Consider the following 918-nt stretch of genomic DNA (forward strand, 5'->3'; position numbering starts at 1 on the left):
ATAAATGCTTTCGTTTGAAACGCTTACACTTTGCCCTATTGATCAAAAACTCATTCTCCAAGAGCTTTTGACACAAGAAGAACGGCAATGGCTCAATGATTACCATGCGCACGTTTATCAGATGAATGCACCTTACTTAAATGAAGAAGATAAAAAATGGGCAAAAGAAGCAACAATGCCCCTTTAAATGAAGCAACACAAATATCTTCCAACGATTCTTACAAAAACACCACACTCTTCTCTTTTAAAGAGAGAAATGTGTATTTACCATCAGCAAACACAAAAAATGCTTCTATAAAATACTTCAAGTTTTTTTGCCGATACGACAAAAGCTCTTCCCAAACTGAAACAGAACGGGATACACTTGCAAAAGGTAATGCTTATCAACTATCCTCCACCATTTCCACATGAGTTATAGCCTTATTCTGCTATATAGAAATTTTCATTATATTTTGTAATCCTCCGCGTCGCATTTCTAAAACGCCTATTATAACCAACTTATTACGCCGTTTAGATTCAAAAATTCTGCATATTTATTTACAATTTTTACCTTGCTTTACAATGATAATTTATAAATTTTACTAATAATAACCTTGTATATTTTTCATCATAATAGTTTAAGTTTAATATTTAAGTTCAACGTTAATTATTTTAATAACTTAATAAATATCAAAATATATGGCGCTCTATTTTTGCAAAAAACAGCCCCTATTATCCCCTTTTTGATTTCATCCCCCCAAAAAATGTAAGAAAGATAATCATATCAACAGTATACGATCTTCTGGGAAACACCCTTTAAACATTATGTTTCTCAATCAGCTGTAGCCAAGCCTCTTCATCGATAACCTCAACACCTAATTCTTCAGCTTTAGCCAATTTGGAGCCCGCTCCAGGTCCTGCAACAAGAAGATCTGTTTT

Annotated in this window: 1 pseudogene; it reads left to right on the top strand. The window is 33.1% G+C overall.

Annotation, left to right across the window (positions count from 1 at the left end):
• Positions 1–4 precede the first annotated feature (4 nt).
• A pseudogene (locus ACFIKE_RS11640) lies at positions 5–187 on the top strand (M24 family metallopeptidase C-terminal domain-containing protein); the annotation flags it as partial.
• Between the last annotated feature and the right edge of the window lie 731 nt (positions 188–918).

Source organism: Bartonella sp. MU70NMGDW, assembly GCF_042194085.1.
Classification (GTDB): Bacteria; Pseudomonadota; Alphaproteobacteria; order Rhizobiales; family Rhizobiaceae; genus Bartonella; species Bartonella grahamii.